This is a genomic window from Nocardiopsis sinuspersici, from assembly GCF_001998325.1.
Taxonomy (GTDB): Bacteria; Actinomycetota; Actinomycetes; order Streptosporangiales; family Streptosporangiaceae; genus Nocardiopsis; species Nocardiopsis sinuspersici.
Genome location: NZ_MCOK01000001.1, coordinates 160388 through 174606 on the forward strand (window position 1 = coordinate 160388; position 14219 = coordinate 174606).

At 72.3% G+C, this 14219-nt stretch carries 10 protein-coding genes; 8 read left to right on the forward strand and 2 right to left on the reverse strand.

Features of this window, described 5'->3' with window-relative positions; genetic code table 11:
- The first annotated feature begins 258 nt into the window (after positions 1–258).
- The 4 genes from NOSIN_RS00690 to NOSIN_RS00705 all read left to right on the forward strand — a co-directional run bounded on the left by NOSIN_RS00690 (position 259) and on the right by NOSIN_RS00705 (position 5753).
- Complete coding sequence (locus NOSIN_RS00690; protein WP_143832825.1) at positions 259–2775, forward strand: DUF1963 domain-containing protein; 2517 nt, start codon at positions 259–261, stop codon at positions 2773–2775.
- 313 nt (positions 2776–3088) lie between these two features.
- Positions 3089–4123 carry an STM4015 family protein gene (locus tag NOSIN_RS00695; RefSeq protein ID WP_077688880.1) on the forward strand — a complete coding sequence of 345 codons (1035 nt, stop codon included), beginning with the start codon at positions 3089–3091 and terminating at the stop codon, positions 4121–4123.
- A 151-nt stretch (positions 4124–4274) separates the two neighbouring features.
- Complete coding sequence (locus NOSIN_RS00700) at positions 4275–5258, forward strand: STM4015 family protein (RefSeq protein ID WP_077688881.1); 984 nt, start codon at positions 4275–4277, stop codon at positions 5256–5258.
- 264 nt (positions 5259–5522) lie between these two features.
- Entirely contained in the window at positions 5523–5753 is a 231-nt protein-coding gene (locus tag NOSIN_RS00705) for a hypothetical protein (RefSeq protein WP_077688882.1), read from the forward strand.
- 259 nt (positions 5754–6012) lie between these two features.
- Here the strand turns inward: NOSIN_RS00705 and NOSIN_RS00710 are convergent, their stop codons facing one another.
- A complete protein-coding gene (locus tag NOSIN_RS00710; protein WP_227014739.1) occupies positions 6013–6957 on the reverse strand; it encodes a hypothetical protein in 945 nt (314 codons plus the stop codon).
- 272 nt (positions 6958–7229) lie between these two features.
- Entirely contained in the window at positions 7230–8396 is a 1167-nt protein-coding gene (locus tag NOSIN_RS00715; protein WP_077688883.1) for a DUF695 domain-containing protein, read from the reverse strand.
- 130 nt (positions 8397–8526) lie between these two features.
- On the opposite strand from NOSIN_RS00715, the gene mnmA reads away from it, so the two are divergent.
- The 4 genes from mnmA to ligA all read left to right on the forward strand — a co-directional run bounded on the left by mnmA (position 8527) and on the right by ligA (position 13950).
- Entirely contained in the window at positions 8527–9615 is a 1089-nt protein-coding gene (mnmA, locus tag NOSIN_RS00720; protein WP_171986539.1) for a tRNA 2-thiouridine(34) synthase MnmA, read from the forward strand.
- A gap of 169 nt (positions 9616–9784) precedes the next feature.
- On the forward strand, positions 9785–10381 hold the full coding sequence (locus NOSIN_RS00725) for a DedA family protein (RefSeq protein WP_077688885.1): 597 nt from the start codon (positions 9785–9787) through the stop codon (positions 10379–10381).
- Positions 10382–10549: 168 nt separating this feature from the next.
- A complete protein-coding gene (locus tag NOSIN_RS00730) occupies positions 10550–11593 on the forward strand; it encodes a methionine synthase (RefSeq protein WP_077688886.1) in 1044 nt (347 codons plus the stop codon).
- 53 nt (positions 11594–11646) lie between these two features.
- Positions 11647–13950 carry an NAD-dependent DNA ligase LigA gene (gene ligA / locus NOSIN_RS00735; protein WP_077688887.1) on the forward strand — a complete coding sequence of 768 codons (2304 nt, stop codon included), beginning with the start codon at positions 11647–11649 and terminating at the stop codon, positions 13948–13950.
- The last annotated feature ends 269 nt before the right edge of the window (positions 13951–14219 follow it).

The window sequence follows — 14219 nt, forward strand, 5'->3', positions numbered from 1 at the left end:
CGGGCCGCCCACCGCTGGGGAAACGGACTGGAGAAGCCGGGCCGACCACCGCTCATCCTGGCCTGTCGCCTGGGGTTTTCGAATTCGTCTCATTGGGTGAGTCGGCGGTAGCAGGCCGGTGTGCAGACGATGCGGACGAAGGCGGGGAAGTGGTCGGCCTCGTGTTCGTGCCGGTGGTGCGGGCGGCGGTATTCGGCCGGCCTCGAACAGATCGCAGTGGCGAACGCGAATGTCGGCCCCCGTTCCTAAGCTGCCGACATGTACAGATCCGAAGCAGGAATGGCCGATTTGTGCGGTGGCACGGACAGTTCGCTCCGGGTGGCGGCCGCGGTGCGGGACTGCCTCGCGCCGTTGCGGGTGTCGGGGGTCTTCGAGCCGTTGGTCGAGCACGTACTGCGCGGTACCGGTCCGAAGGCCCTGGCGACGTTGCGTGAGCGGCCGGCCGGCGCCGACATGGTCGCCAAGCCGGACCTCACCTGGTCGGCCGAGCGGGTGGCGGCCGTCGCCGACCTGCGTCCCGGCTGGTCGCCGCGGGATGCCGAGACCGCACGGCTCACGGTCTACCGGATCGCACAGGCCGACGTGCTCGCTCGGTTCGGGCAGGTGCTGCACGCCGCCGCCGACAGGACAACGGTCTCCGGGGAGCCGTCGTGGCTCCTCGTGCTGGCCGACGACGTGACCCGTGCGTACGGCGCCGCGGACGGGGTCGACGCCGAGAACGTCCAGCGGCGGTGGGACCCCCACACCCTCGCCGAGGTCGCCCGAGCCGGCGACGCTCCCGGCCGGACTCCCGTGCACGCCACGCTGTCGGCGCTGTTGTACGCGGACTCCAGCCACTGGGCGTATCGCCGGAACCGACTCCTGGAGAGCGACGCGGGCGTCGCGTTCCTCGCCCGGTACGCCGACGAGTTCGCGGACGTCGCCACCGGGTTCGAGGACCACGTCCGGAGGTATGTGGCGCGCCTGTGCGGACGCAGGCCGAAAGCGCACGCCGGACTCGCCGCCGAGCTGGCGGTCGACGCCGACGCGGGCGTTCGGGCGGAGGCGCTGGCCACGCTGTCCCGGTTCGACGGGCCCCGGCAGGTGGACCTGCTGCGACGGCATCTGCTGACCGCGGCGCCGGACCGCCTGCCGGATGCCCTGGCTCGCCTGGCCGACCTCGGCGGTGGCGTGGTGGCGATCGAGGAGGCCCTGGCCGACGGCGGCGCCGGGTCGGCGGACCCGGAACGCGAGCAGCTTCTGGGCCGGGCCGTCTTCCGCGTGCGGGTGCTGAGAGAGGCGGAGGCCGTCGCCTCCCTGCCACCCGTCGCCGCGCCCCAGGACGCGGACCTCGCGAAGGAGCTGCGGGCGCTGGGGGCCGGCGGGTCCGACGGAGACCATCCGTGGCACGGCGTCGAGGGGCGGCCGGCGATGATGCCCGACGTCCGCGCCCTGCGAGACGCGTACCGCTCCGCCGGGATGCCCGACGCGGACCGGCGGACCGCCGCGCTCCTGGTCACCCGCACGACCCACACCCGCCGAAAGATCGGCGCCTTCCTGACACCCGAGGACGCCGAGCGCTGGTGGCCCCTGTTCGCCGAGCGCCTCGACCTCGCGGACGAGTACCTCGACGGCGGCGACGGGAGGCGGCACCCGGACGAGTCCGCCGTCGACACGACGACGATGATCCTGACGATCCTCGAACGGTTCCCTGTCGTCCCTGAGGCCCTGGTCCCGCGCCTGACCTCGCTCGCGCTCGGCGCGAACCGCCACCGCCTGCCGGCCCGGAGGGTGCTCGGCGACCACCCGGGTGCCCGGGCAGCCGCGACGGCCGCGCTGTCGGACGCCGACGCGGGGACCCGCTCGTCCGCCGCGGAGTGGCTCGCAGGGCCGGGTGAGCCGGGAGTGGTGGGGCCGGAACCCGGCTGGGAGTTCGGTGCGGGAGTGCTGCACCCGGCGGTGGGAGCCCTGCCGGCGTCGGCGCTGTGGTGGCTGGACCGGTTCCGGGAGCAGGCGCTCGACAGGGGGGTTCCGGCGGACGACGTGGACCGGTGGCTCGGGTTGGCCCGCCCGAAGCTGCGGACTGCGCGCGACGGCACAGGCCCGGTCGTCGGTCGGCTCGGCAGTCCGCTGATGCTCCCGCCGGACGTGCCCACCCCGGCCACGGTGTGGGACTCCGACGACCCCGACGGCTCCTGTGAGCACCAACTCATCGCGACGCTCGACCTGGCGGCGATCCCGCCGGAAGCCACCGACCTTCCGCTCCCGCCCGACGGCCGTGTGCTCCTGTTCGCGAACATCGAACTGGATGACGTTGTCCTGTCGGGCGGCGCCGTATACGTCCCGGCTGGAACACCGGTCGAGGAACGGAAGGTCTCGCTCGACTACGAGCCCTACGAGTACGACTCCCCCGAGGACCTGGACGATGAGCTGCGGCGCACCGGTGACCTGCGGCTGATCCACGGCGTGGGACTGCCCTCCTGCCCTGTCGAGGACGAGGTCCTCGCCCGGCACCCCCACGCGAAGACGTTGCAGGACGTCTGGTCCGAGCAGTCCGACGAGGGGGGCGAGTGGCAGATCGGTGGCTACGCCGCGGACTTCGACGGCTACGGGGACCCGGCACCCGCCTCGGCGTCCCTGGAGGAGGGCGTGCGGGGGACCAGCCCCGAGGACTGGGTCCTGCTCGCGCAGTGGATCGGAGTCCCGATGGGGGTCCTGTACTGGACCATCACCCGCCAGGACCTCGAGGCGCGCCGTTTCGACCGCGTCGTCGTGCAGATGTACGCCAATCCATGATCGACTCGGCTCCTGAACGCGTGGCCCACTGCGTGAACGATGGCTCCGAGAACGCGGAGTCGCCCGTCGCCCGGCCCGCGAAGGCGTGGAGTCCTCCCAGCGGTCGTGGTGACACCGCCGGCAAGGTGAACGCACCGTGGCCTGGCCGGCCGGATGCCTCCGACTCCGTCGTCGCCACGAGCGCGGAGCCGGGCACTTCCCCGCGTTCGCCGGCACCGCCCGCACGTTGATCTGCTTCCGCAGACCCGCCACATGAGATGAGCTCTCAGGCCGGGGGACGTTTCATCCCCCGAAGCCTGAGGAGAGAGGCCCCATGTTCTACACGAACCACCTTGCCGAGTTCGCCGGTCTGCCCGTGGTCGAGTTTCCCTTCGAGAGGACGGACCAGGGATGGCGTCAGGAGCTTCAGCGGGTCCATGAGCGCGGCGGGGACCCGTCCGGTTCGCCCTCCGCGGCCTCCGTGGCCTGGCGGCTACGCATTGATGGCCGGACGGAGAGCGAGGACGGAGAGGCCGGGTACGTCGCCCGCTTCCTGTCCGAGGTGGGCGCCGAGCAGGTGAGGGCGCTGGTCATCGGAGACTGGGACGACTCCTCCGACCAAGGTCTGTACGACGCCGTGAACCTGCTGGTCGAACACGCCGACGCGCTGTCGAACCTGCGTTCCGTCTACGTGGGCGACATGGGGTTCGAGGAGTGCGAGCTCTCCTGGATCGACCATTCCGACCTGGCGCCGCTCGTGGTGGCCTTTCCCCGGTTGGAGGAGATAGCGGTGCGGGGCGCCGACGGCATGGGCGATGATGTCCTCGCTCTGCATGTGCCCTCACACGACTCGTTGCGTTCCCTCACCATCGAGTGCGGTGGTCTGCCGGGCTCCACCACCCGTGGGGTGGCGTCCTCGGGGTTGCCCGCTCTGGAGCACCTGGAGTTGTGGCTGGGGGTGGAGCACTACGGCGGTAGCACCTCGCCGGAGGATCTGGCGCCGGTGCTCTCGGGTGAGGCGTTTCCCCGGCTGAAGTACCTGGGCGTGCGCAACGCTCAGAAGGTGGACGAGTGGGTTCCGGTGCTGGCCGAGGCGCCCGTGGTCAGGCGTGTGGAGGTACTCGACCTGTCCTTGGGGATCCTCACGGACGAGGGCGGGCGGATGCTCGTGGACCGGATCGAGGCCTTCTCGGGGTTGCGCGGGCTCGACCTGCACCACCACTTCATGAGTGAGGAGATGGTGGAGCGGGTGCGGTCCGCGTTCGCGGGGGTCGGGGTCGAGACAGACCTGTCCTACCGGTTGGGGATCGACTACGACGAGGATGAGGACGACGGCGAGCCCCGGTACTACACCGCGGTGGCCGAGTAGCCGGGCCGCCCGCGGCCGGGGGAGCCGGGCTGACCACCGGTGATCCCCCGTAGGGCGCTGCTTCCGGCACATCAGCCGCTCTCCGCCCATCCCCGTATGTCGCCCGGGGCTGCTAGATATGGGGGCGTTCCACCCCCTGAAGGGATTGCCCATGCCTGTTCTCACCGAGTTCGCGGGCCTGCCCGTGGTCGAGTTCCCCGCAAGGGGCACGGAGGAGGAGCGGATCACCCGGGCCCGCGAGCGGGGCGGGGATCCCCGCGATCCCGGTTCCGTGGCCTGGCGGCTGCGGTACGACGGCGAGGCGTGCGCGGAGCACGTCGCCCGCTTCCTGTCCGTGGTGGACGCCGAACGGGTGGGGGCGCTGGTCGTCGGTGACTGGGACGCCTCTGGCGGAGGCCAGCACGAGATCACCCACCTGTTGGCCGAGCACGCCGACGCGCTGCCGAACCTGCGTTCGGTCTTCCTCGGTGACATCGACGGCTCGGAGTGTGAGCTGTCCTGGATCGAGCAGTCCGATCTGGCCCCGCTCCTGGCGGCCTTCCCCCGGCTGGAGGAGCTGACCGTGAGGGGCGCCGACGGAATCATGGGCGGCGAGCTCGGGCTGCACGTCCCCTCGCACGACTCGCTGCGCTCCCTCACCGTGGAGACCGGCGGGCTCCCCGGCCGGGTCGTGCGCGAGGTGGCGTCCTCGGGGCTGCCCGCTCTGGAGCACCTGGAGCTGTGGCTGGGGATGATGGAGTACGGCTGTGACGCCTGGCCGTCGGACCTGGAGCCGGTGCTCTCGGGTGAGGCGTTCCCCCGGCTGACGTGCCTGGGCGTGTGCAACGCCGAGACCGTGGACGGATGGGTTATGGCGCTGGCCGATGCGCCCGTCGTCCGGCGCCTGGAGGTGCTCGACCTGTCGTTGGGTGTCCTCACGGACCGGGGCGGCCAGGTGCTCGTGGACCGGGCCGCCGCCTTCGCCGGGCTGCGCAGGCTCGACCTGCACCACCACTACCTCAGTGAGGAGATGGAGGAGCAGGTGCGTGCCGCCTTCGCCGGAACCGGGGTCGAGGTCGACCTGTCGGAGCGGTTGGAGCCCGAATACGACGAGGACGGTGACGAGCCCTACTACTACACCGCGGAGTCCGAGTAGCCGGGCCGCGCCCAGCGCTCGACCGCCTCCACCGCCGCGCGGGAGCGCCGTGACACCGCCGGGCACCTCACCGCCGAAGGCCGGTGTCCGGAGGGCTCCGCGCCGGTCGCGTGCCCCCCGAGCGCACCCGTGCACGAGTCCCTTTCCCGTCTGGGCCAAGAGTCGGCAAGGACTGACCGTCATCAGCCGTAGCGGTGTGTACTGACCAGCCGGTTCGGGCAGGGGACTCGCGGCAGCGGAAAGCGCGACACCAAGGAGGTTGTCATGGCTTCGGAGCCGGAGAGCCCGCTCAAGGACAAGAACTACAACCTGGTCTGGGCCGTTCACCAGTCCCTGGAGAACGTCTGGAAGCTGGAGACCTACATCAAGGACGCCGAGCGCCAGGGCGACGAGGAACTCGCTCGGTGGTTCCGCCGGATCCAGGAGAACAACCAGAAGGCCGGTGAGCAGGGCAAGCAGATGCTCGTCCAGCGCATCCAGAAGGAGAACGGCTGAGGCACGTTCCTCCGGGCGGGCGACCGTCGGTTCGGCCCGTCCTCCCGCTCCGGACGGCGCCGTCGACGTCGCCTGGTTCCGGAGATGAAAAGGCGCTCCCGGTTGCGACCGGGGGCGCCTTTCCGCTCGCCGACACAGCCAGCTGCCCGGATACGGTGCCGGTGTGACTGGAGTGCGCCCACACGGGGTGATCTTGTACTTATAGCGAGGTTGGAGCGCCGAGCCTCGCTATAAGTACAAGATCGCGGCGCCGGGACGCCTACGTCGTGACGGACTCCACCAGGGCGGCGCGCTCGCCGGGCCGCTCGGGGCGCAGGGCACGGGAGGCGTCGACCAGGTCGGCGGCCGTGCCCGGCCGCGGCACCAGGCTCGCCACCGTGCCGTCGTCCAGGTGCGTCCGCAGCTCGCTCGGATGGCCGCCGGAGTGGTGCACGACCACCATCCCCTCCAGGTCACGGCACCACGTTCCCGGGAAGTCGCACCCGGCGTGGATACCCGCCTTCGTCGAGCGCTCCTCGTTCCAGGTCAGCACGTGGAGCGGCGTACCCTCGGGCCCGCGGTAGGTCAGGCGCAGCCCCTCGTGCACCTCGTGCACCTGGGCCAGCGACCAGTCCGGATGGTCCAGCACCGCGATCGTCTGGTCGAACGACGTGATCTGCGCGCGCGAGCGCTCGTCGGCGGCGTGTGCGCGCACCATCTCGGACAGGCCGGGCAGCGCCGTGAGCAGTACGGCGACCACGGCCAGGGCGGGCAGCACCCCCGGCTGCCAGCGGTCCGGCGGCCGCTGGGCCAGCACCGACGCACCCATGCCCAGTGTGGCGATCACCCCGGTCAGGAAGGCGGTGTTGACGGTCGTCCCCCCGGGCATGGGCATGACCTCCGGCGCCAGGAACATGGCGACCACGGGCGTTGCCATGGCGGTGGACGTCACCAGCGCGGCCGAGGCGGCGGGATGGTTCACCCCGGACCTCTCCAACCACTGGTGGCCGATCCAGAACATCAGCAGGACGGCACCGACGACCACCGGCGCGAGCAGCAGGATCCCCTGGCCCGCACCGCTCATCGTCAGGGCATGGGCGGTGTCCCACACACCGACGGGGAACAGGGACATCAGCGGAGCACCCACCAGACACAGGGTGAGGATCGCGCCGACCGCGGCGGCCCGGGGCCGGCCCGTGGGTGCTCGTGGCAGCACGCCGTCCATCAGACCGGATCATCCTCCTGGTGGGAATGACACGTTGCGCCTGTGGGGATCTGGGGCCAAAGGTGCGGAAGGGAATCCACCCCGGCCCTCGCCCCCCGGGGTCGGCTGCGGGCCGACGGCTCGTGCTCCGGTGCTCCACCGGACCACTCCCCGCCTTCCCACCCCGGGCGGTCCCGGGACACGGCCTCCCCGTCGGAGTCCCTGCCCGGGGGAGTTACGGTCCCCTGATACCACTGCCCCGAGGAGGGGCCCCTATTCCCGGAGAAGGCCCCCTACTCGCCCAGTTGGCGGCGGAACGGCCTGCGGGCGGCGTTGAACTGCGACCAGGAGGGGTCCATCTGGCTGCGCAGCTTGACCTCCCCCTCGGGCCAGTCCGTCAGGACGGCCTCGAACTCGGGCAGCACACCCGACTCCGGGTCCAGGTAGTAGCGGTAGTCGCGCCTGCCGCCCACGGTCTGGCGCATGAACAGCGCGCCGTTGTCCCCCAGCACACTGGTGACCCGGGCCTCCAGGTCGTCCAGGGCCGAGGCGGAGGACTCGGTGGGCAGCTTGTCCTCGTCCATGTGCGTGTACGGCACGACCACCTGCACGAACAGGGTGAACGCGGGGAAGTCGCGCCGGGTCAGCGGATGGCGCAGCAGGATCTCCACCGCGCCCTGCAGCGGGATGCGTCCGTGCAGGGTCACCCATCCGCCGGAGCCGCCGAGCATGTCGGCCATCTGCCGCACCACGGCGGGCATCGAGGTGGGCGGAAGCGGGTCCAGCGGCGGCTCGTCCAACGGCGCCGTCTTCCCGATCCACCGGACCATGTCGTCCTCGCCCAGCGCCAGCAGGGCGACGTGCTCGGCCAGGCGCTCGCGCGTCCGCTCGGACAGGAACATGTTGTCGGGGTGGTACACGCCCACCTCGACCTTGCCGGTGGCGTGGTCGACCCGCATGGACACCGACACGTGCGACAGGTCGAGCTCGTGGTCGTCCCAGCGGACGGTGGAGGACAGCCGGTCGTGGTCGGCGGGGCGCACCGGCTGGAACAGCCACTGGTCGTCCTCGGGGGCGGAGCGGGCCCAGCGCTCGGACTGGATGCGCGCCTCCTCCGAGGCCCCCGGGCGCAGGGTCAGGGCGTAGGCGGGGCCGTCCAGCCGGGAGGGGTCGTCCAGCGCGGCCAGCTGTTCGAGGAGTTTGCCCGGGTCGACGTCCGCCGACAGGTCGAGGTCCTCCAGGCCGCCGCCACCCGGTTTCGGCGCGGGGCCCACCTCCCAGTCCATGTCGGGGTGAACCGCGTGGACCAGAGCGGTGAGCCGCTCGGAGACCTCGGCGGGCACGGGCTGGTCCGACTCGACCGCGCTGGTGAGCGCCTCGCGCAAGGCGGGCCAGGCGTCCCAGAAATCGGTGAAGGCGGTGGTGGAGTCGGCGGAGCGGCGACGACGGAACAGAGCCATACCCCGATTTTCGCAGAACCGGACGACCACCCTCGCCCATCGAGGTCCGGGTGAGTCCTCCGACGCGTGTTCCGCGCCCCCGGTATCGGCGTGGCGGCGACCCCCGGAGGGCGCATACGCTGGACGCACTATGACTTTGCGTGTACTGGCCGCCATGTCCGGCGGGGTCGATTCCGCGGTCGCCGCGGCCCGGGTGGCCGAGGCGGGCCACGACGTCACCGGCGTTCACCTGGCACTGTCCAAGAACCCACAGTCCTACCGCACGGGTGCGCGCGGCTGCTGCACCGTGGAGGACTCCCACGACGCCCGGCGGGCCGCCGACGTCATCGGCATCCCCTTCTACGTGTGGGACATGTCGGAGGAGTTCGACCGCGAGGTCGTGCAGGACTTCGTCGCCGAGTACGAGGCGGGCAACACGCCCAACCCGTGCCTGCGCTGCAACGAGAAGATCAAGTTCGAGGCGGTCCTGGACCGGGCCGTGGCCCTGGGCTTCGACGCCGTGGCCACCGGGCACCACGTCCGCAAGGTCGACGGCCGCCTGGTGCGCAGCGTGGACCAGGCCAAGGACCAGTCCTACGTGCTGGGCGTGCTCACCGCCGAACAGCTGGAGCACGCGGTCTTCCCGCTGGGCGACTGCACCAAGGACGAGGTGCGCGCGGAGGCGGACCGGCGCGGCCTGTCGGTGGCCGACAAGCCCGACAGCCACGACATCTGCTTCATCGCCGACGGCGACACGGCGGGCTTCCTCAACCGGCGCATCGGCGAGAGGCCCGGCCCGATCCGCGACGAGGACGGCAACGTGGTGGGCGAGCACAACGGCGCGCACACCTTCACCGTGGGCCAGCGCAAGGGCCTGGGACTGGGCGGGGCGCCCCACCCCCGGTACGTGCTGTCCATCGAGCCGGTCGAGAACACCGTCACGGTGGGGCCGCGCGCCTCGCTGCGGGTGGACTCCATCACCGGGGTGCGCCCGGTCTGGAGCGGGTCCGAGCCCCTGACCGAGCCCACCGAGTGCCACGTGCAGCTGCGCGCCCACGGTGAGGTCTACCCGGCCACCGTGTGGCAGAGCGGGGGCGGGGACGGGCCCGAGCTGACGGTCCGGCTGGCGGAGCCCGCCACGGGTGTGGCCGCGGGCCAGGCCGTGGTCGTCTACGAGGGGGACACGGTGCTGGGGTCGGCCACGATCTCCAGCACGTCCAGGGTGAGGGCCCCCGCCTGAGGGCGTCCGGTCCCGCCCGGGACCGGTGCCGGGGGCTGCCCGGCCCGGTCCCGAGCGAGGCCGGGCGGCCGCCGGGTGGGGATCGCCACCCGGGCCCGGAACCCGCGCCCCCTTGCCGAAGTTAGGTAAGGCATAGCATAGTTGCGGGGCGAGGTAAGGGAGCCTGCCCATGCCGGAGTTCGGATTTCTCGACGGCCAGCCGTTCTGGCTCGTCTACTTCACGCTTCTCGGCGTGGTCCTGTGCCGTGCCCAGGCCACGTACTGGATCGGCCGCGGACTGGGTGCCGGGGTGTACCGCAGCCGCATGGGCGCGAGACTCGGCGCGCGGCTGGACGCCGCCCGGCAGCGCATCGACCGCTACGGCGCCCCCGTGGTCACCCTGAGCTTTTGCACCGTCGGCGTGCAGACCGCCGTCAACCTGGCCGCGGGCGCCATGCGCATGCGCTTCCCGCGCTACCTCGCCGCGATGTTCGTCGGCTCGCTGGTCTGGGCGGGCATGTGGGGCGTGGTCATCGGCGGGCTGGCGGGCACCTGGTGGTCCATGTTCCTGCACTCGCCGTGGATGGCGCTCGGCACGGGCACGCTCGCCCTGGCGGCCGTGGTCCTGCTGGTCCTGCGCTCCCGCCGCTCCGGCGCCGCCGGCCCCGTGGGCGACGGTTCCCCCGCGGACGGCGGTTCCGTGCCCGAGGGGGAGGAGGGCGCCGCCGACACGTCCGGCGGCGCCGCCGGACCGCGCCGGCGCCGCGCACCCACGAACCACTGCTGACGGGCCGACCGTAAACGTCACCGGTGTGACGGGTGCGCCTTCCTCCCGCTGATCTTGCTCCCAGTGGCACCGCCGGTGGTCGAGAGCCTCACCAAAGGCGGGATCATCCAGGTGGGCGCGGTTCGTCGGACGCGCCACCCGCCCTCCGTTGCCCTAACCTTGGGCGATGTGAACCAACAGAACCCCTATCCCTGGCCCGGCGCCTCCGCCACCGGAGTCGGGTCCTGGCCCGGCGAGGACCCCGGCGAGGCCATGCGCACCGTCCTCGGCGAGCTCCCCGACCTTCCGCACCTGCCCGAACTGCCCGAGCGCGGTGTCGGCGCCGACATGGTCGGCCGCACCGGCGGCCTCCTGCCGGAGTTCCCCATCGAGGTCCAGCCCAGCGGATGGCGGGTCGCCGACAGCCCCGGACGCGACCTCGGCCGCGCCGCCAGCCTCATGTCCTACGACCTCGACGCCCTCACCGAGCACGCCCACGGCTTCACCGGCACCCTCAAGGTGCAGGTCGCCGGGCCGTGGACCCTGGCGGCGTCGATCGAGCTGCGGGGCGGCCAGCGCCTGGTCGCCGACCCCGGCGCCTGCCGCGACCTGGCCGAGTCCCACCTGGAGGGCGTCCTCGCCCACCTGGCCGAGGTCCGCAAGAGGGTCCCCGGAGCACGGATCATCGTCCAGGTCGACGAGCCCTCCCTGCCCTCGGTCCTGCTCGGCTCCCTGCCCACCGCCAGCGGCCTGAGCCGCCTGCCCGCGGTCGACCCGGTCCGGATCGAGGCCTCACTGCGCGTCCTCTTCTCCGCGATCGCCGAGAGCGGGGCCGTCCCCGCCGCGCACTGCTGCGCCCCCGGCGTCCCCGTCGACCTCCTGCGGCGCAGCGGCGCGCGGGCGCTCAGCCTCAACGCCCTGCTCCTGACCCGCGACCACGACGAGATGGTCGGCACCGCCGTGGAGGCGGGGGTCGGACTCCTGCTCGGCGTGGTCCCCTCCACCGACGACGGGACCCCCGCGCAGACCGCCCGAATGTCCGACCCCGCCGCTACCGTCGACCCTGTTCGCGAGTTGTGGAACCGGCTGGGATTCTCCCCTGACCTGCTCTCCCGCGCGGTGGTCACCACGCCCACGTGCGGTCTCGCGGGCGCCTCGCCCGGGCACGCGAGGGCGGCGCTGACCGCCTCCCGCGACGGTGCCCGGGTCCTGCGGGACGAGCCCCGCAGGTAGGCGCCGGGAGTCCGCGACCGCAGCAGGCGAGCACGAGAGCAGAAAGGTAGCGAGTGAGCGCTCCCGACACCACCACAGACATCCCCGACGAGGTACGCGCACGGCACACGGAGCTGTGCCAGGAACTGGACGACCACAGCTACCGGTACTACCTGGGCCGGCCGGTGATCTCCGACGCGGAGTACGACGCCCTCATGGGCGAGCTGCGCGGTATCGAGGAGTCCTACCCCGCGCTGGTCACCCAGGACTCGCCCACCCAGAAGGTCGGCGCGCCCATCAGCGTCGACTTCGCCGCGGTCGAGCACCTGGTGCGGATGGAGAGCCTGGGCAACGCCTTCGACGTCGACGAGCTCAACGCCTGGGCCGACCGCGCCAGCGCAGAGGTGCCCGTCAACGGCTACCTGTGCGAGCTCAAGATCGACGGCCTGGCCGTGGACCTGGTGTACGAGAGGGGCCGCCTCGTGCGCGCGGCCACCCGCGGCGACGGCCGTGTCGGCGAGGACATCACGCTCAACGTGCGCACCATCGACGTCATCCCCGAGCGGCTGGACGAGAGCGTGCGCCCCGCGCCCGAGCTGCTGGAGGTGCGCGGCGAGGTCTTCCTCCCGGTGGAGGACTTCGGCAGGCTCAACGAGCGCATCACCGCCTCGGGGCACCCGCCCTTCGCCAACCCGCGCAACGCCGCCGCCGGCTCGCTGCGGCAGAAGGACCCCCGCGTCACCGCCACCCGGCCGCTGTCGATGATCGTGCACGGGGTCGGCGCCTACGTCCCCGCCGGCGGTTCGGGGAGTGGCGGGGACGGCGGCGAGGACGTGGCCTTCACCAGCCAGTCGCAGGCCTACCGCCTGCTGGGGGAGTGGGGGCTGCCGACCAGCGACCTCTACCGGGTCGTCCCCACCATGGACGGGGTCCGCGAGTACGTCTCCCACTACGCGGCCCACCGCCACGAGCCCGCCTACGAGATCGACGGCATCGTCATCAAGGTCGACGACTTCTCCCTCCAGCGGCGCCTGGGCTCCACCAGCCGCGTTCCGCGCTGGGCGATCGCCTACAAGTACCCGCCCGAGGAGGTCACCACCCGCCTGCTCGACATCAAGGTGGGCGTGGGCCGCACCGGCCGCGTCACCCCCTACGGCGTCATGGAGCCGGTGGTCGTGGCCGGGTCCGAGGTCGAGTTCGCCACCCTGCACAACGCCAGCGAGGTCGAGCGCAAGGGCGTGCTCATCGGCGACACCGTCGTGCTGCGCAAGGCGGGCGACGTCATCCCCGAGATCGTCGCCCCGGTGACCGACCGCCGCGACGGTACCGAGCGCCCCTTCACCATGCCCGAGTTCTGCCCCGAGTGCGGTACCAGGCTCGGCCGGCAGAAGGAGGGCGACGTCGACCTGCGCTGCCCCAACGCCCGTTCCTGCCCCGGCCAGCTGCGCGAGCGCGTGTTCTTCGTGGCCAGCCGCAAGGCCCTGGACATCGAGGCTCTGGGCTACGTGGCCGCCACCGCACTCACCCAGCCGCTGGAGCCCGCCGAGCCGCCGCTGCGCGACGAGGGCGACCTGTTCGACCTCACCGTCGACAAGCTGCTGCCCATCCGCACCCACGTGCTCGACCCCGACACCACCGAGCCCAAGACCGACCCCAATACCGGCGAGCCCAAGGTGGTGTCCTTCTTCGCCAACAAGAAGGGCGAGCCCAAGAAGACGGTCGAGAAGCTCTTCGAGCAGTTGGAGGAGGCCAAGTCCAAGCCGCTGTGGAGGGTGCTCGTGGCACTGTCCATCCGGCACGTGGGCCCGCGCGCGGCCGAGGACCTGGCCCGCCACTTCCGCTCCATGGACGCCATCCGCGAGGCCGACGAGGAGGAGCTGGCCGCGGTGGACGGTGTCGGCCCGACCATCGCCGCGTCGATCCGTGAGTGGTTCGCCGTGGACTGGCACGCCGAGATCGTGCGCAAGTGGGCCGCGGCCGGGGTGCGCATGGAGGACGAGGACGACGGCTCCCGGCCGCGCCACCTGGAGGGGGTCACCGTCGTGGTGACCGGATCCCTGGAGGGCTTCAGCCGCGACGGCGCCAAGGAGGCGATCGCCGAGCGCGGAGGCCGGGCCACGGCGTCGGTGTCGAAGAAGACCGGTTTCGTGGTGGTCGGTGACAGCCCCGGCTCCAAGTACGACAAGGCGGTCAAGCTGGGGGTTCCGGTCCTGGAGGAGGAGGGCTTCCGAGTGCTGCTGGAGGCCGGTCCGGACGCGGCCGCCGCCATGCGGATCAACCCCGAGCCGGAGGAGGCCGGGGCCGAGGCGGAGGGAGCCGGTACCGACGAGGCCGGAGGCGGCACCGGGGGCGCCGGAGGCGGGGAGAGCGGAGCCTGAGAGGCCGCGGTCCGAGGACGGCCACCGGGTCCGGGGCCGGGGAGACCGGTTCCGGACCCGGTGGGACCGGAAACGACGTGACCGGAACCGGTGCAACCCCGGAGATCGCTGGGGGCGGTGGGAGCGGTACCGGCGGCGCCCGGGTCCCGGGGAGCCGGCTCCCGCCGGACCGGGGGAGGCGTCCGCGGCCCGGCGGGAGCCCTCCCATGGAACGTGCGTGAACCGGACGGGCTTTTCGGCCGCCGCGCTGCGCTGACCGGTGCGGACAT